General features: G+C 40.5%; 19 protein-coding genes. 14 read left to right on the top strand and 5 right to left on the bottom strand.

Annotated features, from left to right (window positions below):
• Positions 1-238: 238 nt before the first annotated feature.
• On the bottom strand, positions 239-2,035 hold the full coding sequence (locus IE056_RS06990; protein ID WP_189603982.1) for a hypothetical protein: 1,797 nt from the start codon (positions 2,033-2,035) through the stop codon (positions 239-241).
• 271 nt (positions 2,036-2,306) lie between these two features.
• Here IE056_RS06990 and IE056_RS06985 point away from each other — a divergent pair, with 271 nt between their 5' ends.
• The 5 genes from IE056_RS06985 (at position 2,307) to IE056_RS06965 (ending at position 10,080) form a co-directional block, all read left to right on the top strand.
• Positions 2,307-3,530, top strand: coding sequence for an exonuclease SbcCD subunit D C-terminal domain-containing protein (locus IE056_RS06985; protein ID WP_189603981.1), 1,224 nt, complete (start codon positions 2,307-2,309; stop codon positions 3,528-3,530).
• A complete protein-coding gene (locus tag IE056_RS06980) occupies positions 3,527-6,553 on the top strand; it encodes an SbcC/MukB-like Walker B domain-containing protein (RefSeq protein ID WP_189603980.1) in 3,027 nt (1,008 codons plus the stop codon). Before IE056_RS06985 ends, IE056_RS06980 begins: the two co-directional genes overlap by 4 nt.
• 126 nt (positions 6,554-6,679) lie before the next feature.
• Positions 6,680-7,828, top strand: coding sequence for a PQQ-dependent sugar dehydrogenase (locus tag IE056_RS06975; protein WP_229793683.1), 1,149 nt, complete (start codon positions 6,680-6,682; stop codon positions 7,826-7,828).
• Positions 7,829-7,973: 145 nt separating this feature from the next.
• On the top strand, positions 7,974-9,188 hold the full coding sequence (locus IE056_RS06970; RefSeq protein WP_229793682.1) for a GAF domain-containing sensor histidine kinase: 1,215 nt from the start codon (positions 7,974-7,976) through the stop codon (positions 9,186-9,188).
• Between the two features lie 19 nt (positions 9,189-9,207).
• Positions 9,208-10,080, top strand: a complete 873-nt coding sequence (locus tag IE056_RS06965; RefSeq protein WP_189603979.1) for an aldose 1-epimerase family protein — start codon at positions 9,208-9,210, stop codon at positions 10,078-10,080.
• Positions 10,081-10,396: 316 nt separating this feature from the next.
• On the opposite strand, the gene lpdA is transcribed toward IE056_RS06965, so the two are convergent.
• From lpdA to IE056_RS06950, 3 genes are all read right to left on the bottom strand, one after another.
• A complete protein-coding gene (gene lpdA, locus IE056_RS06960; protein WP_189603978.1) occupies positions 10,397-11,803 on the bottom strand; it encodes a dihydrolipoyl dehydrogenase in 1,407 nt (468 codons plus the stop codon).
• A gap of 102 nt (positions 11,804-11,905) precedes the next feature.
• The gene (locus tag IE056_RS06955) at positions 11,906-12,670 is read right to left on the bottom strand and encodes a hypothetical protein (protein ID WP_229793681.1); all 765 of its coding nucleotides are present in this window, start codon (positions 12,668-12,670) and stop codon (positions 11,906-11,908) included.
• Positions 12,671-12,759: 89 nt separating this feature from the next.
• Positions 12,760-13,218 (bottom strand): Lrp/AsnC family transcriptional regulator, encoded by a 459-nt coding sequence (locus tag IE056_RS06950; RefSeq protein ID WP_189603977.1) that lies wholly within the window; start codon positions 13,216-13,218, stop codon positions 12,760-12,762.
• 158 nt (positions 13,219-13,376) lie between these two features.
• Between IE056_RS06950 and IE056_RS06945 the strand changes: the two genes are divergently transcribed.
• The 9 genes from IE056_RS06945 to IE056_RS06905 all read left to right on the top strand — a co-directional run bounded on the left by IE056_RS06945 (position 13,377) and on the right by IE056_RS06905 (position 20,115).
• Positions 13,377-14,576: an aminotransferase class I/II-fold pyridoxal phosphate-dependent enzyme gene (locus IE056_RS06945; protein WP_189603976.1), complete on the top strand. Its 1,200-nt coding sequence runs from the start codon at positions 13,377-13,379 to the stop codon at positions 14,574-14,576.
• Positions 14,577-14,747: 171 nt separating this feature from the next.
• Positions 14,748-15,398, top strand: coding sequence for a deoxyribose-phosphate aldolase (gene deoC, locus IE056_RS06940; RefSeq protein ID WP_189604070.1), 651 nt, complete (start codon positions 14,748-14,750; stop codon positions 15,396-15,398).
• A complete protein-coding gene (gene deoD, locus IE056_RS06935; protein WP_189603975.1) occupies positions 15,395-16,093 on the top strand; it encodes a purine-nucleoside phosphorylase in 699 nt (232 codons plus the stop codon). The genes deoC and deoD overlap by 4 nt, the downstream gene beginning before the upstream one ends.
• A gap of 192 nt (positions 16,094-16,285) precedes the next feature.
• A complete protein-coding gene (gene nhaC, locus IE056_RS06930; RefSeq protein WP_189603974.1) occupies positions 16,286-17,770 on the top strand; it encodes a Na+/H+ antiporter NhaC in 1,485 nt (494 codons plus the stop codon).
• A gap of 149 nt (positions 17,771-17,919) precedes the next feature.
• Positions 17,920-18,564, top strand: a complete 645-nt coding sequence (locus tag IE056_RS06925; protein WP_189603973.1) for a peroxiredoxin — start codon at positions 17,920-17,922, stop codon at positions 18,562-18,564.
• A gap of 8 nt (positions 18,565-18,572) precedes the next feature.
• Positions 18,573-18,884, top strand: a complete 312-nt coding sequence (locus IE056_RS06920; protein ID WP_189603972.1) for a thioredoxin family protein — start codon at positions 18,573-18,575, stop codon at positions 18,882-18,884.
• Positions 18,865-19,113, top strand: coding sequence for a DUF6952 family protein (locus tag IE056_RS06915; protein WP_189603971.1), 249 nt, complete (start codon positions 18,865-18,867; stop codon positions 19,111-19,113). Before IE056_RS06920 ends, IE056_RS06915 begins: the two co-directional genes overlap by 20 nt.
• 134 nt (positions 19,114-19,247) lie before the next feature.
• Positions 19,248-19,748, top strand: coding sequence for a thiol peroxidase (gene tpx, locus IE056_RS06910; protein WP_189603970.1), 501 nt, complete (start codon positions 19,248-19,250; stop codon positions 19,746-19,748).
• Position 19,749: 1 nt separating this feature from the next.
• Positions 19,750-20,115, top strand: coding sequence for a diacylglycerol kinase (locus IE056_RS06905; protein WP_189603969.1), 366 nt, complete (start codon positions 19,750-19,752; stop codon positions 20,113-20,115).
• Positions 20,116-20,151: 36 nt separating this feature from the next.
• On the opposite strand, the gene IE056_RS06900 is transcribed toward IE056_RS06905, so the two are convergent.
• The gene (locus IE056_RS06900; protein WP_189603968.1) at positions 20,152-20,961 is read right to left on the bottom strand and encodes a universal stress protein; all 810 of its coding nucleotides are present in this window, start codon (positions 20,959-20,961) and stop codon (positions 20,152-20,154) included.
• Between the last annotated feature and the right edge of the window lie 194 nt (positions 20,962-21,155).

Below are 21,155 nucleotides of genomic sequence, written 5' to 3'. Positions count from 1 at the left end.
GCCTAATTAACAGGTAGACGTACAAATCAACTTTTTATTCAGCCTCTTCTTTGTTTCTAAAAAAGAGGCTGTCTAAAAAGCTTTAAATCCTTATTCTGAAACTTAATTCAGAATCTTATTGTTTTGATTTCTATGATCCTGACCTGAAACAGGTTCAGGGTAGGTTGACGTAAAAAGTGCTCTTTAGTCAGCTTTTTTGTTTTAAAAGGTGTTTTGTACTTTTTTTATCTGCCAAAGATCAGGCGGTAACCTGCAGGTTTGAAGATAACTCCTCCAACTCCTTTTCTGCCTTGTTCAGCGATTCTTCGAAACGATTTGGAAAAGCATAACTTGCTGCCAAATCTCTGTAATACCCAATCCCTTCCAGGAGACTGTTAAGGAAAGAAGTGTTGGTCCTCAGTGCCTTCTTATCGGGATTCCGCAGCTCCTTCACCTGCTTCCTGAAATAATCCATATAAAGCTCCAGCTCCCTTATAAACATGTGCGGTCGCTGGGGATTAGTGAGCAAACTAATACGTCCGTAAATATGATCGGTCATTTCTTTGAGAGAAGCGACCTTCGAGAAATTGGAAATGTTTGGCCCCGGACAAATAGTTACAGCGGTTAGTTTCTTCAGGAATGGTTCTTTATATTCCACTGCAGCCGAGTTGCTCAATCCAATACAAAGACATTCTTTTGCGAGCAGATCATCCACTTCTTTTTTGTAATCATCTTCCGGTAAATTTGCGGTTTCCAGTTGCTTTAGTTTTAATTTCTGATATTTTCGAGAAGCGGTACAAATAGGTTCTTTGGTAAATTCGGTATTGGAAACCAGGTACTTTTCTGTACAGGGACTTCCTGGAATTCCACGGTCGATACGATCCAGTTTTTCTTTTTCAGAACTGGTCCCCTTCAGGAAATTAAAAGGTACACCCAAAGGTGAATTTTTACTCAGCACCACATCTTCTTCCTTTGCTATGCTAAGCAATTGAAGCGTTTCCTCCTCTACTGTAGTAGCTTCTGGACACAATAAGAACGGGGTACCCCAGCCTGTACTGTCTATCCCGTAGCGGGACTGCAGGAAATCTGCTTCTTCAAAAGTACCAATCCCGCCCTGCACCGTAATTCTAATAGGGTGAGGCTTTTCAAAGGTTTCCAGCCCCTTCTCTGCGATTGCAGGATTATAAAGATCAAAAAGGCTTTCTGCCAGTTCTTCTTTTTTCTTTCTGAATTCTTCAAGAATAGGACCCAGCAACAATCCCTGGGTGGCAAAGGCATGACCTCCACAATTAAGACCCGATTCAATTCTGAATTCACTCACCCAAATACCTTTTTTAGCTAAATATTTCCCCTGGATAAGTGCAGATCTGTAATCACTGACTTTTATAACTACTTTTTTCCTGAAATCTCCCCAGCCGGTAGCATCAAATTCCCTGAAATTCTCCAGGTAATTGTATAGCCTCGGATTCATTCCTGCTGAAAATATCACGGCCGAATTATCTAAATTACTCTGGGCGTACCCTTTTAGGGCCTCCAGTGCATCCGATCCGTTTTCGATCGGATTTCCGGCTTTATCCAGATTGGTCTTATCTACCTTGGTCATAATGTTTACCTCGATAGCTCCGGGTTTTACTTCCTTCCGAAGTAAGTTTTCCAAAGATTTTTTTTCAGTTTCATCTGTCAAATGCATCAAATCCCGAAATTTCTCCTTTAAGCCGTGGTTCTCCGGAAGCATTTCGAAATATTTTACAAGGTCTGATCCTGCTTCAAAAGCTGAATTTTTCAGCTGTTCTACCTTTCCCTGTACATTCCGGTTAATTAAGTTAAGGTAATCTGTAATTCGCCGGGACCTGAAATCTTTTTCTTTTGTGGTGATAGGAATGTAAGCTTCCTCGTTCTGTTGATAATAATATTTACGCATTGCTTCGATAAGATTATCCTCAATGATCGATAAGGCAGAGGTAATCCCGAAATGAGCCACTTTAAGAGGCGAATCAATGGTAAACGCAATACCCATCACAGGTATATGAAAATTATGTGGTGATAGTGTTTGCATCTCGAATTGGTTTAAGCAGGTAAAGATGGGATACCTCGCTTCCCTAAAATATGATGGAAATCATATTTTTTTAAAAAAGCTGCTAATCTTGAGGTTTTCACCTCATGTACACTTCAAAAACAAATAAAATTATCTCTACAAAATAAAAGAAACGGCAGCCTTTGTCCCATTGTAAAAGTATCTTTGAAAATAGAAAAGCAGGAGTTATTCTATTGCTTTTTTCTTAATTTCGGGACCTGCAAAAGCATTTCCACAGCATTAAACTATTATCATGAAAATCCTCCATACCGCCGACTGGCATATTGGCAAGAAATTACATAAACATGATCTTTCCAAGGATTTTGAGCTCTTTATTCACTGGCTCTCCGGTACTATTGAAAAGGAAAAAGTTGACGTCCTGCTTGTCTCAGGAGATGTTTTTGATCTTGCCAATCCTTCCTCGGAAGGGCGGAAACAATATTACAAGGCCCTCATGGAACTGCGGAAACTGGACTGCAAAATCATCCTTACCGGAGGCAACCACGATTCCCCGGGGATGTTGGATGCACCCAGGGAAATCCTTCGGGAACTGGATATGCATGTCATTGGAGGTTTACCGGAAAATCTGGAAGATGTAATTATCCCTATAACTGATAAAGACGGAAAACCAGCGCTGGTAATCGCAGCACTACCCTATTTGCGGGATTCAGATTTGCGGGGCGCCAAAGATGGTTACACGTACGACGATCGGCTGGAAGCCATCAGGAGAGGCATTCAGGGGATCTTTGCACAGGCAGCAGATATTTGCCAAAAACAATACCCGGCTTTACCGGCACTTGCAATGGGACATTTATTTGCTGCAGGTTCTGAAACTTCAGAAAGTGAAAGAGACATCCAGATTGGGAATCAGGCGGCATTTAATGCGCTTCAGTTTGGAGAATACTTTAGTTACATCGCCCTCGGCCATATCCATAAACCGCAAAAAGTCTCTGCTGCCGTGCCAACTTACTATAGCGGATCTCCGCTTCAGCTCTCGTTCAGCGAAAGAAAAGATAATAAACGCGTGCTGCTTATAGATCCTGAAAATGGCTGGATTCCGGAAAGTATACCTGTGCCCTCCTTTCGAAAATTATTGAAAATCTCGGGAACTGTGGAGGAATTACACTTTAAGCTGGATGCTCTGGAAACTCATCAGAACCTTGATTCTTTAATTGAAGTGGAACTGAAAGAAGAAAATTACGACGCAACAAAAATTTATTTACTTGACGAGCTGGTCACAAATTTTAAAACCCCTGGTTTTGAAATTGTGAAACACAGGGCCACCTTTAAAAATCAGGTAAAATCTGCCGGTGATCTTTATAAAAATTCGCAGCAGCTGGAAGATTTAAAACCCAAAGAGGTTTTTTCGAAGCTTGTAGATGAACATCAATACGACCAGGAAACCAGGAATGAGCTTCTTGCCGCCTTTGACGAGTTATTGGAAGAAGTTGAGAACAGTGAAACCGAAGAAAAATGAAGATCCTAAAAATAGAATTTCAAAATATTAATTCCCTGAAGGGCAGCCACAAGATTGATTTCACAGAGGCGCCGTTTACCTCCAGTTCCCTGTTCGCCATTACGGGACCCACAGGAAGTGGAAAAAGTACTATCCTGGATGTGATTTCCCTGGCGTTGTTCAATCATGTGCCCCGACTGGGAAAAATTACGAAAAATGAGATCCTTTCTAAAGGTGCCATCCTCACCCGAAACCAAAAGGAAGCGGTGGCGGCTGTTACTTATCAATGTAAAAACGGTATTTTTCGCTCCCAGTGGAGTATTTCTACTAACAGAAATGATAACCTGAGAGATTATGAAATGGAGATCCTGGAGGAAGCTTCGGGAAAGATCCTGGACGTAAAAAAATCTGATATTCCGGGAAAAAATGAGGAGTTAATAGGATTAAATTACAATCAGTTCATAAAATCTGTTTTATTGGCGCAGGGAGAATTCGCTCAATTTTTAAAAGCTAAAAAAGAAGAGCGCGGCGAATTACTCGAAAAGATCACCGGCACCGGAATTTACCGGAAACTCGGAATTAAGGCATTTGAAAAAAATCGTGCAGTAAACCAGGATATCCAGGAACAGCAGCATGAAATTAAGCTTATTCAGCAGAAATTGCTGGAGGAAGAAATCCTGAAAAACCACAAAGAGCAGTTTCAGAAGAAAACCAGTGCCTGCGAGAATTTTCAGAAGGACATAGACGCGCTAAATAAAGCTCTGGAACTTAAGGATACTATTGAAAAACAGAAAAAGGAAATTTTCCGGCTGGAAACTCAAAAAACTGAAGCTTTGCAGCGTCTGAACACCTTTGAAAAAGAGCACGGATTTCCATTGAAACAACATGAAAAGGTTCAGGATTTTTCTGCTGATCTAAGGGAGTGGAATCAGCTGAAAAAGGAAGTTTTCAGGCTAAAAGAAGAAATAAAAAACATTCGGGAAAAGCAGCAGGAAAATCTTCAAAAAGCCGATGCTCTAAAAAGTAAAATATCGACCTTTATTCATGCGGAAGTTACTGCTGAAGATCTTTCAGATAAACTGCAGGCATTTACCAGGAAAATTCAGGTGCTACAGGAGCAGAAAAAGGAAAAATTAAACGAATATTCTTATCAGAAGAATCAGTTTTTGTCGGAATTAAGAGAAGTTTCATTTCAGCTCAATGAGAAAGACCTCCCGGAAAGTCTGCAGGAATTGAAGGAGCTGAAAACAGAAGCAGGCCAAAATTTGGCAATTTTGAGCACCGAGCTTAAAGCGCTGGACCTTCAGCATCCCAAAAAAGAAAAAGAGAAAATTCAGAAGCATTTAAAACTTGCCCGGGAAGCCACGCGGGATTTCTTCAGTATCGAAAGAACTTCAGAAGAAATAGAAAAACTGGCTGCGGAGAAAGAAATTATTACGCCAAAGCTCAAAATACTTCCGGAAGAGATAGAAAAAGCAGAAAATACTATCGGAAATTTGAAAAGCCGGCTTGAAATCCTCCATTTAAAGAAAGAAAATCAGCTACTTCGAGCTAGCCTGGAGGAACACCGGCTAAATTTAAAAAATGGGGAAGCCTGTCCTCTTTGTGGTTCCCTGGAACATCCTTTTGCCGAAGATTTACCCGAAAAAAATGATTTTTTAGAGCGTGAAATAAGCAAAATTGAGAAAGAATTGCAGGAATGGAACCGGAAACTAAACACTGCAGCCCTGAATTATAAAAACTTCCAGGAGCGCCTGCAAGAGCTCGAGAAAAACCTGAAAGAAGCAGAAAACAAAGCGGGACATGAAAAACTGCAGTTTTCAGAAAAATATGCAGCACTGCCTCAAGCCGAAACCAGTGCCGAATGGGAAAATAATTGCAACTCTTTCGAAAATCAGCTTCACCAATTAGAGCAGTACGAAAAAGGGCAAAAAACAGCGGCGGAGATTTCTGCAGGAATTCCTGCGCTGGAAAAACTTATAGAGATCCTGCAGGAAGGGAAGGATCTAAAGCAAAAACTTGACAGGTTATATAAAGGAGATGATATTTTTCATGATAGTCAGCAGCTTCAGAATCGATGGATAGGTAATCATGAGGAAAAAAAGAGTTTATTCTCGAAAAACCAGGAACTGAGCAAAGCACTGGAAGAAAAAGAGGCAGCAAAATCAAACTTAGAAGCTGCACTTTCTCCCAAAGTTATCCGGCAAGGGTTTGAAGCTATTGAGGATGCTTTTAAAGTGGTTATTCCAGATGCAGAATGTAATGCGCTGCGATCTGAACGGGAAACTGTTCGAAAGCAAATTGACAATACGGTTGCTTCTCAAAAAATCCTGAATGAACAGCTGGAAACCTTCAGAAAGATGGACGTGAAAAAAGATAGGGAGGCTGTCGTACAGGAGCTGAAGGCGCAAAGGGAACAATTTCAGAATATCAGCGACGAGTGCAAGGAAATCCACCGCATCATCAAAAATCACGATGAAGACCTGGAGCGCCTCACAGAATTAAAATCTGAAATTGCCGAAAAAGAGAAGCTGACCAAAAGATGGCGACTGCTAAATGAGCTTATTGGGGATTCTAAAGGAAAGAATTTCAACGATTTCGCGCAGGATCTGAGTCTGAGTCAGTTACTCCAACTCGCCAACGTACGCCTTAAAGACCTCAGCGACCGTTACCACATCGATAAACCCGAAGAAGAGGAAGACGACGGACTCGTAGCGATAGACGAACACATGGGCGGACAACGACGTTCGGTAAAAACTCTTTCGGGCGGGGAAACTTTTATCCTCAGTTTATCCATGGCTTTGGCTTTATCAGATCTTGCTTCTAAAAATGTGGAAATAAACAGCCTTTTTATAGATGAAGGCTTTGGAACACTCGACCCCGAAACTTTGGATCAGACGCTGGATACGCTGGAAAAACTCCAGGCCGAATCTTCAAAAACCATTGGAATTATTAGCCATGTGGATTCTTTGAAAGAGCGCATAGCTACACAAATTCGATTAACAAGGAACGGACAGGGATATAGTAGTTTAGAAGTAAAATAGTTGGAATGCTTTAGACGATAGACAGGAGACTGGAATTTACAATTGCTAAAAGTTAAGTGTTTACTAAGGCACTTGCATTCAATTAATTATGATTGTAAATTAGAGAAAAAGAAAAATCTCTACGTTATGAATCAGAAAAATTCTACTCTTAAATATTACAGCAGGTCTTATGTAGCGGCTGTGATGACATTATTATTCTTCACCTTCTCCTCTTTTGCGCAAAAGCCCACTGTTGAAACAGAAGCCGGTACTATTGAAATACAGGTTTTAGCCGAAGGACTTGACCATCCCTGGGGAATGGTGTTTCTTCCCGATAACAGGCTGTTGGTTACGGAACGTGCCGGGACTTTACGCATTTTTGATGAAAACGAAAATCTTTCTGAGCCCCTTCAGGGAACTCCGGAAGTTTTTGCTGTTGGACAGGGCGGAATGCTCGATGTAGCTTTACATCCCGATTTTGATCAAAACAATTATGTATATCTTTCATTTTCTGAACCGGGAAAGGACAGCACCGCATCCACCGCTTTGGGACGCGGGGTTCTTTCAGGAAATGAACTGACAGATTTCGAGGTAATTTTCAGGATGGAACCTAAAGTAGAGGGTCCAAATCATTTTGGAGGCCGAATTATTTTTACGAACGACGGAAATCTTTATCTGACTTTAGCCGAAAGATTTAAGTTTGATCCTGCTCAGGATCTTTCCAATCATTTGGGAACCATTGTACGAATTACTCCTGATGGCTCTGTACCACAGGACAATCCTTTTACCGGTCAGGCAGATGCAAAAGACGAAATATGGTCTTACGGCCACAGAAACATTGAAGCCGCAGCTATAGATCCAAATTCGAACCTTTTGTGGGTTGCCGAAATGGGTCCTTTGGGAGGCGATGAGTTTAATCAGCCGGAAGCCGGAAAGAATTACGGATGGCCAACAGTGAGTTGGGGGAAAAACTATGACGGAACAGATATTCCCGATCCAGATACAAAACCTGATTTTGCAGATGCAGAGATCGTCTGGACACCCACCATCTCTCCTTCGGGAATGATCTTTTATACCGGCAACACATATCCGGAATGGCAACAAGATGCTCTTATTGGCGGACTTACAAGTACAGGGCTGGTAAGGGTTGATGTAAACGGACAACAGGCAGAGGAAGTAGAGCGTATTCCTTTAGGTGTACGCATTAGAGATGTGGAACAGGCTCCAGATGGATCTGTTTATGTACTTACAGATGAAGATAATGGAAAAATCCTAAAACTGGCAAAACTGGAATAGCTGTCGAAAATTATTACTTCCATGTATTCTCAAAATCCGGCATTGACAGCGTTTGTCGATCCCGGATTTTAACTTTCAGGCATTTGCTTCTTCAGATAATTTTTTTATATTTCCAGCCTTTGTGAAATATACCTCAAGAAATTCTGTGTCTAAAATAAATAAAATTACCCGGGAAAATAATTTTTCGGCAGATATTGAAGCTGTCAATAATATACCAATTGTATCTCAATTACTGGATGTTGTTTGCCATACAACAGGTATGGGTTTTGCTGCTGTCGCGCGTGTTACAGAAGACCGTTGGATCACCTGCACTGCAAAAGATAATATCTCCTTTGGAGTTAAAAAGGGGGATGAATTAAAGGTAGAAACCACCATTTGTCGCGAAGTAAGACAAAACAACAAGGCCATTATTATAGACCATGTGAAGGAAGATCCGGAATTCTGCGGTCATCCTACTCCTGCACTGTATGGTTTTCAGAGTTACGTTTCTGTGCCCATCATAAGAAAAGATGGAAGTTTCTTTGGCACTTTATGCGCTATTGATCCCAAGCCAGCAAAAGTAAATACTCCAGAGATCATAGGAATGTTTAAACTTTTTGCAGATCTCCTTTCCTATCACTTACAGGCAATAGAAGACATGAAGTCTGCCAACTCCAAACTTGAAGATGAAAAGCTTCATTCACAGCTACGGGAGCAATTTATTGCCATTTTAGGACATGATCTGCGTAATCCTATTGCCACCACAAAAATGAGTGCCGAGATCCTTCTCAAAACTTCAAAAGAGGAAATGACGCTAAAGCAGGCAAAGACCATTAAAGCCACGAACTTCAGGATGGAAGGCCTCATTGATAATATGCTTGATTTTGCGAGGGGTAAACTGGGAGAGGGAATTATCATAAACCGGCAGATGAATAACGGAAGTCTCGAGAAAATCCTCACCCAGGTGGTCAATGAAGTAAATACCGTAGAGTCAAATCGGGAAATAAATGTAAATATCGATTTGAAGGAAGAAGTTAATTGTGACAAAGAACGGGTTGCCCAATTGCTGTCCAATTTACTTACCAATGCTACCACACATGGCTCTCAGGAAGAACCCATTGAGGTAGAAGCATACGCCGAAGATGGAGAATTTAGTATTTCTGTTACCAATGGAGGCGAAAAAATACCCGAGGAGGCCATTAAACATCTTTTTCGACCCTTCTACCGGGATGAAGTAAGACCTGGTAAACAAGGCCTGGGCCTTGGATTATATATAGCTTCGGAAATTGCGCACGCCCATGATGGTAAGCTACACGTAAGATCTACAGATGAAAATACCTGCTTTACCTTTAAGATGCCGTTAACCCCTGCAGAAGAATAAACCAACCCGAAACTGACGCATGTATACAATCGAAAACCAGCTTCTGAGTGTAGGAGTGAAACCCGGTGGTGCTGAATTATGTAGCATCAAAAATGTAAGATCTGGTACAGAATATATCTGGCAGGCAGATCCGGAAATATGGAGCAGCCATGCCCCCAATCTCTTTCCGGTGATTGGAGTATTAAAAGAAGGTAGCTACTACTATAATTCAGAAAAATATTCCATGCCCAAACACGGTTTTATCAGGCACAATGAAAACATCCGGTTAATAGAAAAGACGGACAATAAATTATCCTTTCAGTTCGAATATTCTGAAGAATCCTTAAAAATATATCCGTTCAAATTTCAGTTTGAGGTAAGCTTTTTCTTAAATAACAATATACTTGCCGTAAGTCACGAAATCCGGAATCTGGATGAAAAGCCACTTTACTTTTCTTTGGGTGGACATCCTGCATTCAATGCACCCCTTTACGAAGGAGAAACCTATGAAGATTATTATCTGGAATTCGATCAAAAGCAGGATCTGAACACCTATCTCCTATCTGAAAACGGACTCGTTAGCCATAAAACTGCTGTGGTGATAAAAAATGACGATAAAATTCAGCTTCACCGCAATTTATTTGATCATGATGCATTGATCTTTAAAGATATTCTTTCTAAAAAAGTGACCCTGAAAAGCAAAAAATCGGGTGCTATCCTTACAGTGCGTTATGAAGATTTCAATAATCTTGGGGTTTGGGCTAAGCCAAAAGCTCCTTTTGTATGTATTGAGCCGTGGCTGGGTATTGCAGATGTGGAAGGAACAAAGAAGGACCTGAAAACAAAAGAAGGCATTATTGAATTAATGCCTTCTAAAAAATTTGATGCCTCCTACTCTATTGAAATAGAATAAAAGTTTATTAAGTTCTTGTTTTTTTCTTAGCAGCTTTGGCAGCACGCTTTTCTTTTAAACTCAGTACAGCCTCTTTCTTAGCTGAATTTTTCGATGGAGATTTTTCTTTTGGCATTTTTCTGATTGTTACAGATTTATGGGATAAATGTAGTGAAAGTTTGGATGCGAAAATGAACTTGCTTTAAAAAGAAGAATCCTGCTGTTTAAACAGCTTTTCTAAAGTTTTAAGATTTGGAAAATTGGAATTACTCCCAAAATTAAAAAGCCTGAAAAATTTATTTTTTCAGGCTTTTTCTATTTTCCGCTTTAAAAAAAGCTAAATATGCAAAGGTCTGTTATCTGTAGCAGCAAGTGCAGCTTCTTTCACAGCTTCGGCATAGGTTGGATGCGCATGGCTCATTCTTGATATATCCTCTGCAGAGGCTCTGAATTCCATTGCAGTAACAGCTTCAGCAATAAGATCGGCTACCCTGGCTCCTACCATGTGGACTCCAAGAACTTCATCGGTTTTTTCGTCGGCCAGGATCTTTACGAATCCGTCGATATCTCCACTTGCCCTGGAACGTCCAAGAGCTCTCATTGGGAATTTTCCTTCTTTGTATTTAATTCCTTCTTCCTTAAGTTGCTCTTCCGTTTTTCCAACTGCTGCTACTTCAGGCCAGGTATAAACAACCCCCGGAATTAAATTATAATCGATATGCGGTTTTTGACCTGCAATGGTTTCTGCTACAAAAGTCCCCTCTTCTTCAGCTTTATGAGCCAACATAGTTCCTTTAACCACATCTCCAATAGCGTAAATATTTTTCACGCTCGTTTGCAGGTGCTCGTTCACTTCTACCCTTCCGCGGTCATCGATCTTTACTCCGGCTGCATCAGCATTTAATCCGTCGGTGTAAGGTTTTCGACCTACAGAAACAAGACAATAATCTCCCTTAAATTCAACCGATTTTCCTTTTTTATCTTCTGCTGTAATTACCACTTCATCTCCTTTGCGTTCCACACCACCTACTTTGTGCGAGGTATAAAATTTCACGCCCTGCTTTTTAAGCACCTTGGTAAGTTCTTTGGAAAGTGCGCTGTCCATGGTTGGAATGATTCGGTCGAGATATTCGACTACAGAAACTTCTGCACCCAAACGCTTATATACCTGACCCAATTCCAGTCCGATGACTCCACCTCCAATAACGATCATATGCTTCGGAATCTCTTTCAGCTTCAAAGCTTCGGTAGAAGTTATGATCCGTTCTTTGTCAATTTCGATAAACGGAAGAGAAGCCGGTTTTGAACCCGTGGCAATAATGGTATTCTTAGCCTCAATGGTTTCAGAATCGCCTTCAGTTTTGTCTATAGTAATGTGGGTCGCGTCCTTAAAGGATCCAATTCCTTCATAGACATCTATTTTGTTCTTTTTCATCAGGAAACCAATTCCGTCAATCGTTTGGCTGACCACGGCGGATTTACGTTCCATCATTTTCTCCAGATTGATCTTTACATCCCCGGGAATTTCAATTCCGTGTTCTTCAAAATGCCTCACCGCATCATCGTAATGGTGCGAAGAATCGAGTAAAGCCTTACTTGGGATACAGCCTACATTCAAGCAGGTACCTCCAAGTGTTGAGTATTTTTCAATGATTGCAGTTTTCATTCCCAGTTGTGCGCAGCGAATGGCTGCCACGTATCCACCGGGGCCAGAACCTATAACTGCAACATCATATTTGCTCATAATTATTGATTTTTAGTTGAAATTTTTCTAAGGATAACAAAAGTACGACTATTCTATACAAAGAACAATTAGTATAAAAGCGGAAAATAAAAGTGAATTCCTTTACTGAAGAAGTATGTTGGTTTTATCCACACCCGTATTTCCGGTTTCCGGATCAAAAGCATAGACTGTGATCTCATAATTTCCTGCTGAAAGATTTGCTTTTCCTGAAAAAGTACTGGGCTTCTCCTGAATTTGAAGATCAACAGATGTGGATGTTTTTCCATTTTCAGAAATTAGTGCTTTTACCTCATACTGACTGGAATCCCAGATTCCGTCTTCTGTTATGGGGCAACCACACATCATCACCACATTTGCTTTGATCTCCACTTCATTACCTGCCGGAATCCTCTCATGGGTCTGAGGCGACAGGATGTCCACCACAAAACCCGGCACTTCCAGTACAATCCCGTCACCTGAAATATTTTTTCCGGGGATTACCCATAATTGGGTGCTGGAAATTATACTCGCCTGCTTTTTACTAAAAGGAGCAATCACTTCCACGGTCACAAAAGTGGGTTCTTCTATCTGCAGTTCGGCCAGGAATCCGGCTGTATTTTCATCGGTTAATTGTTTTTTGCGGCTTTGCGGTTCCTGCATGATCCTTTCTGTATCTCCTGTACTTCCCTGAGTCATCCCTTCCGCAAGAATTTCTCCTGACACAGCATCTCTGACAAAAACTTTTGCACCACCAATGGAAGTTCCAATAAACTTGGCATCTTTACTATGCGCCCTTACCATGATTGTAGTCAACTCCTGACCCAGCCCCTGCTTCGGAAAGGCGAAAATCAGCATTAAAATTATTCCTAGTACCTTAAACTGTTTCATAACTCCTTGTTTGGTTTACAATTTAGGAAAAAGAAATTTTCCAGGATTTTATGATTTTACATCCTTCAGAAATAGCAGCCCCCTAAAATTTACAGAATTAAAGCAGTCGTACTTTTCACCGGACTAATCACAAAAGTACTTTGCGTACTTCCAATATGTTTGAGGGCAGTTAATTTGTTAAGCATGAATTCGCGGTACGCCTGCATATCCTTCACCATCACCTTTAAAATATAATCGTACTCCCCACTCACGTGAAAACATTCCAGTACTTCTGTAAGTTTGGTGACCTCTGATTCAAAATCAACTACGTTGGTTTTGGTGTGCTGCACCAGTTTGATCTGACAAAAGGCAAGGAAAGATTTCTCCACCTTATCTGGAGCTACCAGGGCAACATATTTAGAGATCACTCCCGCTTTTTCCAGTTTCCGAATTCTTTCGTACACCGCAGTAACCGACAAATTAAGTCGGTTCGCTAAATCTTTGTTGGTCCGTTTACTTTCTGCCTGTAATAACTGAAGCAGTTTTTTATCTGTCTGATCGAGGTTCATCTGTAAATTTTTCTATAAAATTCTGATTAAAACAAATGTATCAGAAAATAATTCTACCAATGATATTATAAATAGATTATTAATCTGAATAAATCCACATCTCTTGAATTTCATTCTTATTTCCTTTTATTTTGAAATATACATTAAACCTCATCATTATGAAATTCAATCCCGCAGACCAGATCCAGGATCTACAATATTTTGGAGAATTTGGCGGAGTGAATCCCAGTATTTCAGATTCCTCCACTTACACGTTCCTTTCAGCAAAAACCATGTTCGACACCTTTGAAGGAAATGCCGAAGGTTGTTATTTATATTCACGACATTCTTCCCCTTCCAATCTTTACCTTGGCGAGGCTTTGGCTGCCATGGAAGGAACCGAAGCTGCCAATGTTGCTGCCAGCGGGATGGGCGCCATTACTCCTGTACTATTGCAGCTTTGCCAAAGCGGCGATCATATTGTTTCCAGCAGAACGATTTACGGCGGAACCTATGCATTTCTGAAGAATTTTGCGCCACGTTTAAACATCAGCACTTCATTTGTTGATATTACAAACCTTGAAAAAGTGGAAGCTGCCGTTACTTCCGAGACAAAAGTTTTGTATTGTGAAGCAGTGAGTAATCCTCTTTTAGAAGTAGCAGATATTGAAGCGCTTTCCAGAATTGCAAAGAAGCATAACCTGCAACTGGTGGTAGATAACACCTTTTCACCTTTGGCGATATCACCTGGAAAATTGGGCGCCGATGTGGTCATTCATAGTTTGACTAAATTCATCAACGGAAGCAGCGATACCGTTGGCGGAGTAACCTGTGGAAGTCAGGAGTTCATCAATTCCCTTAGAAGTGTTAACGATGGTGCCAGTATGCTGCTTGGGCCAACGATGGACAGCCTGCGTGCTGCATCTATCCTTAAAAATCTTCGCACACTACATATCCGGATCAAGCAACACAGCAAAAACGCACTCTATTTAGCTGAAAAATTTGAAGCCGATGGCCTAAAAACGGTTTATCCGGGATTAAAATCTCATCCAAGCCACGAGCTTTACAAAGCTATGATGAATGAAGAATATGGTTTCGGCGGAATGCTGACCATAGATGCCGGTTCTATTGACAAAGCAAATGCATTAATGGAGATGATGCAGGAAAACAACCTCGGATATCTTGCTGTAAGTTTAGGTTTTTACAAAACCTTATTCAGTGCCCCCGGAAGCTCTACTTCATCTGAAATTCCTGAAGAAGAACAAAAAGAAATGGGCTTGAGCGACGGATTAATCAGGTTCTCCATAGGATTGGACAATGACATTCACCGCACCTATGAAATGATGAAAAGCTGTATGCTGAAACTCGATGTTTTATAAATAGCAACCTTTAAAAGAGTTACAACCGGCTCCCAAACAAGAGCCGGTTTTTTTATAAAAGAAAATCTTGATTGAGTATCTTTGGTGAAGGAAAATGTAAAGCAGGACTCAGGTTTTGCAGATACAAATATTCAGAAGAAATAAGTTTTAATTTTATAAAATTATTCAATGATAGAAATAAACAAATATATTGACCACACGCTGTTAAAAGCCACGGCTACAGCGTCTGATGTTAGGGAATTATGTTCAGAAGCTAAAGAATATAATTTTTTCTCTGTTTGTGTCAACAGCTGTTTTGTGCCGCTTGTAAAGGAGGAGCTTTCTGGCAGTGATGTCAAAGTGTGTTCGGTAGTTGGATTTCCATTGGGCTCCATGTCCAGGGAAGCAAAGGTTTTTGAGGCAAAACAAGCTGTAAAAGATGGCGCTACAGAAATTGATATGGTAATCAATGTGGGAGCATTAAAGTCTAAAAATTTCGACCTGGTAGAGCAGGAAATCAGAGGTGTGAAGGAAGGCATAGGCTCCAATGTGCTCAAAGTTATCATCGAAACCTGTTATCTAACCCGGGAAGAAATCACCATTGCCTCCAAATTAGCTGTAAAGGCCAAGGCCGATTTTGTAAAAACCTCTACCGGCTTTGGAACCGGAGGTGCAGAGAAAGACCATGTTAAAATAATGAAAGACGCTGTGGAAGGGCAGGCAAAGATCAAAGCTTCGGGCGGAATTAAAAACCTGGATACTGCCTTAAATTATATAGAGCTCGGTGTGGATAGAATCGGGACTTCATCTGGAATATCAATAGTAAAAGAATTAAATAAATGAGCATTCATATAGAAGCAAAAAAAGGAGAAATAGCGGAAACCGTGTTATTACCTGGAGATCCATTAAGGGCAAAATGGATTGCCGAAACCTATCTTGAGGATGTAATTTGCTATAATAAGGTCCGGAACATGTTTGGATATACCGGAACCTACAGGGGAAAAAGAATTTCGGTTCAGGGAACCGGAATGGGCGTTCCCTCAATTTCCATTTACGCCCACGAACTGATCACAGATTACGATGTAAAAAACCTAATTCGTGTGGGAAGTGCAGGTTCTTATCAAAAAGACATAAAATTGCGGGACATTGTCATTGCCATGGCTGCATCTTCTACCTCCGGGGTAAACCGTGCAAGGTTTAACGGAGCAGATTTTGCCCCCACCGCAGATTTTGATCTATTCATGCAGGCGGTGGAAGCAGCAAAGGAAAAAGGAATTCCGGTAAAAGCGGGCAATGTTCTTTCCAGTGATGAATTCTATTCAGATGAATTTGATTTTTATCAAAATTGGTCAAATTTTAAGGTGCTTTGCGTGGAGATGGAGACATCGGGTTTATACACCATTGCAGCAAAACATAATGTCAATGCGCTGTCTCTCTTAACAATTTCTGACTCGCTGGTAACAGGGGAAAGAACTACTGCCGAAGAGAGGGAAACAACCTTTAAAGGCATGATGGAAATTGCCTTGGAATTGGGATAAAATGTAAATTTCTGATATTAGCGGTGTTCAGTGAAAATCAGATTTTGCTGAACACTTTTCTTTTTATAATCATTTTTTATTATCGGAATCAAAGTATTCCTTCTGATTTTCAGCACACTCCCGCTAAACTTTAGATTAGCACTTTCAACTCTTCCCGAAAAATCGTAACATTACAGCACAAAACCGCTACACATGGAAGACGAGCAGTTCGTTAAAGACACTGAAGAGATTACAGAAAATAAAGAATTAAGTATTTGGGAAGCTTTAATCCCGGTTTTTGCCCTCGTGGGAATGCTCGCATATAATGTTTTTGTCTACGGCGATGAAGCCCTTAGTGGATCTAATCAATTCATACTTTTAATGGGTAGCTCAGTTGCTGCTATTGTAGGAGTTTTTAATAAAGTTTCTTTTGACAGCATGATTGAGGAAGTGGCGACGAATATCAAAGCCACGACGGGTGCTATCCTGATTTTACTGCTGGTAGGTTCTCTAGCCGGTACCTGGCTCATTAGCGGGATTATCCCCACAATGATCTACTACGGACTTCAAATTTTGCATCCCACCATCTTTTTAGCGGCCTGTGTGGTGATTTGTGCAGTCATTTCTGTAGCTACAGGAAGTAGCTGGACTACTTCGGCAACGGTAGGTATTGCGCTGATAGGAATAGCGGAAGCCCTGGGGATTTCTGTAGGGATGACTGCAGGAGCTATTCTCTCAGGGGCATATTTTGGGGATAAATTATCTCCGCTGAGTGACACCACCAACCTGGCACCTGCCATGGCCGGCACAGATATTTTCACCCATATACGGTACATGACCCTTACCACAGTTCCTACTATAATTATAACCCTTATAGTATTTATCATTCTGGGATTTACTTTAGAAACATCCGGAACTGCAGATACCGCCTCCATATTAACCTCTATTGAAGCAGCCTTTACTATAAGTCCGTGGCTATTTGTGGTGCCATTGCTCGTGATAGTATTAATTGTCAAGAAAACACCTCCGCTTATTGCCCTTTTACTGGGAACCCTCCTTGGAGCGGTTGCTGCGCTGTTTTTTCAGCCAAACATAGTTGCTGAAGCCGCGGGAGCAGAAAGCCTTACTTTTGAAAGTGCCTATAAGGGTGTCATGAACGCTATTACTGTTAACACTTCTATTACTACGGAAAATGAAAACCTGAATGACCTATTCTCTTCAGGAGGAATGGCCGGAATGTTGGGAACCATCTGGCTGATTATCTGCGCAATGGTCTTTGGAGGAATCATGGATGCCATAGGAGCCCTGGCAGCGATTAGCCGGGCACTTCTCAACCTTTTCCATACCACCTTTGGATTGTTTACCAGTACTGTGGTGAGCTGTCTCGCGCTAAACGCAACTGCATCAGACCAATATCTGGCTATTGTAGTACCCGGAAAAATGTTTGCAAAAGCCTATAAAGACAAAGGCCTGGCCCCAGAAAACCTCAGTAGGTCCTTGGAGGATTCAGGAACTGTAACTTCTGTATTGATTCCGTGGAATACCTGCGGCGCATATCACAGCGGGGTCTTAGGTGTTCCGGTAGCCTCTTATTTTGTCTATGCGATCTTCAATTATTTAAGTCCGTTTATGACCCTGTTCTTTGCCGCCTTTAATATTAAAATCAAGCAACTTACCTCTAAAACATCTGAAGCCTAGACCTTCATAAACACCGACTATAGAAGTTTCTTACAGCCATTGAGTTAATCTATTGTGAAATAGGAAATTTAGATTTTCATAATAGTACAACTCCTACTTAAATTTTATCTTTGCAGAGAATTTAAGAACAAACAAAAATCAATAACAGTATGGCTTTAGTAGGAAAAAAATTCCCAAATTTAGAGGTGAACGCAATGAATGATATGGGGGACACCTTCAAATTAAATATCTTTGAAGAAGCAAAGAACAACGGTAAAAAAGTACTATTGTTCTGGTACCCAAAAGACTTCACTTTTGTTTGCCCAACAGAATTGCATGCTTTCCAAGAGGCTCTTGGTGAATTTGAAAAAAGAAATGTAATGGTAGTAGGTGCTTCATGTGATACTCCCGAAGTACATTTTGCCTGGTTAAATACTCCAAAGGATGATGGAGGAATTGAAGGTGTTACCTACCCTATTCTTGCCGATTCCAACAGAAACCTAAGTAACCAGTTAGGAATTCTTGATATTTCAAATGAAACCTATAATGAAGAAACAGGTGCTTACACTGTAGAAGGTGACAATGTAACCTATCGTGCTACGTACCTAATTGATGAAGAAGGAACGGTATTTCACGAAGGGATCAACCACATGCCACTTGGAAGAAACGTAAAAGAATTTATAAGATTAATCGATGCTTATACCCACGTACAGGAAAAAGGAGAAGTTTGTCCTGCAAACTGGGAAGAAGGAAAAGAAGCTATGAATGCTAACCGTGAGGGAGTTGCTTCTTACCTGAGCACAAGCAAAAACTAAGAATTGTTATGAAAGAACTTACTGAAGATAATTTAGCTGAAGTAATATCGGAAAATGACACAGTAGTTGTTCAATATATGGCCGGCTGGTGTGGTAATTGCCGACTAATGAAACCGAAGTTCAAAAAACTGGCCGGCGAACATGAAAATGCAACTTTTCTATTGGTGGATGCCGAAAAGAATCCGGAATCCAGAAAGCTTGCAAAGGTAGACAACTTACCTACATTTGCAGCCTTTAAGAACGGAAGTCTGGTGAACCAGGTACAAACTAACAAATTTGAACTTTTAAAAGATCTTGTAGATGAAGTTACCAGTAATTAGACATCTTCAAAAAAACAATGATGTTCAAAAACTCGAAAGTACCCTTGATGTACTGGAAAGTTTTTGTGATCACCGCTCTGTCAGTGAACAGGAAATGGATGTGATAGGTGAATTAGTCACAAATATTTGCGGAGCTATTGAAGTTCATCAAATGATCGAAGACGGTATGCCGGAACGTGATGCGGCAAATAACTTTGTAAAAAAGGTATTAGGTTCAATAGATAAATAGAACTCACTGAATATCAATAATAAAGGGCTGCTCATAAATCTGAGCAGCCCTTCATGTTTTATGATATTTTTAGTAAAACCCAACGACATAAATTATAAATTTAGTGACTCAACAATTCAATAAACAGAAGATTTATGTCACAGATAACCTTTAAGAACAAACCTGTCACCACTTATGGTCATTTACCGGAAATAGGTGAAAAGGCACCTCACTTCGAATTAATAAAATCTGATCTTAGCACCGCTACATTACAGGATTTTAAGGGGCAACGCGTAATCATGAATATTTTCCCCAGTATTGATACGGGAGTGTGTGCCACTTCGGTACGCAATTTCAATGAAAAGGCCACCGATTTGAAGAACACTGTAGTTCTTTGTATTTCCCGGGACCTGCCATTTGCCCAAAAAAGATTCGTTGATGATGAAGGGCTGGAAAATGTGGTAAACCTGTCAGATTTTAAAGAAAGAAATTTCGGAAAAGACTACGGACTCGAAATGATCGACGGGCCTTTGGAAGGTTTACTTTCCCGTGTGGTAATTGTTCTTGATGATAACGGAAAAATTATTCACACCGAACAGGTAAAAGATATTGGAGAGGAACCAGATTATCTTTCGGCCTTAAAAACCCTCTTATAGTATGTACAAATTTATCTCCGGTAGAATTCGGGGAGGTGGTTATGCAATTAAAGGAGCCTGGCTGCTTTTAAAACATGAGCCAAGTTTTCAGGTTCAGTTTTTTATAGCAATCGTTGTTACCATAACGGGAATTTATTTTGAAATTACCGCTACAGAATGGATGTTTCAGTTCTTTGCCATAGGCTTGGTCATGTGTGCAGAAGGTTTGAATACTGCCATTGAAGCTATAGCAGATTTTGTTCATCCCGATTTCCACAGCAAGATTGGCCATATAAAAGATGTGGCGGCAGGGGCTGTTTTTGTAGCCGCAATCACAGCAGTGATCATCGCCGCCTTTATCTATTTCCCATATTTTTTTGATATCTGATCCTCCTGTTTTTTCGTAGTCAGGATCAGGGATTTTTTATTCCGAAACAGGCAGTGAAAGAACAGGAACATCAGATCCAGACGCCATCACGCGGGTTTTACTGCGGTGTAGCAATGACTCCCAGAATCCATATTTTCGGGGCACCATTATAAGAATATCGGCGTTGATCTGTTTCATCTCAGCCTCAATTTCCTTAATGATGTCAGTGGATTCCACTTCTTTATATAAATATCTATCCCCTTTCAAATCTTCCCCGAAGACTTCTGCCGACACAGATTTTTCTGTTGGTCTCTTTACATGAAATACTTCCACATTGGCTTCAAAAGTTTTTGCCAGCTCCTTTATTTTCTTCGGAATCACATCCTGCTTCATTTCAATTCCGTCATAAGCAAAAAGAATGTTTTTCATTCCTGTGAACTCCGCGCCTTCAGGAACAGCCAGTACAGGGAAACTCAGTTTCATGATTGCTGAAGTAGTGGTGTTACCAAAAAGATCCTGGGCAACAGATTCCGAAGCCATTCCCATGACAATAAGATCTGCTTCATATTTTCTGAACAGTTTTTCCAGTTCGTCAACGACTTCCAGCAAGAAACCAGATTCATACGTTGCTTCCACAGAAAATGAGTTGGTAAGCCAGTCACATTTTTCTTTCAGGACTTTTTTATTCTCATCTTCCAGGTTTTTTAATGCAGAAGCGGGCAAATAAGAATTGGCTATATGAATAGGCAGGTTAAACGAATTAAATAAAACGATGCGCCCATCCATTTTTTTTGCAAGACCTGCAGCATATCTCAAAGAGTTATCTGATTCTCGGGAAAAATCAACGGCAACAATGATAGTTTTCATGATAGGATGATTTAATTATTAACAACATAAATTATATCATTAAAGGTACACAACAGCCATAAAACGTACTATTTTGGAAAGCTGATAGTTCTCATATTTCTCAAACTTCACCCCCTCTCCCCGGCCAATTTTATAAAATCTAAATAGATTTTTTCTTTTCCCTATATTAGATGAGGCTAATTTGTATTTTTGCC

This window comes from Salinimicrobium marinum (assembly GCF_014651535.1).
Classification (GTDB): Bacteria; Bacteroidota; Bacteroidia; order Flavobacteriales; family Flavobacteriaceae; genus Salinimicrobium; species Salinimicrobium marinum.
The sequence above is the reverse complement of the archived record's forward strand: the minus strand, read 5'-3'. Positions and strand labels throughout refer to the sequence as shown.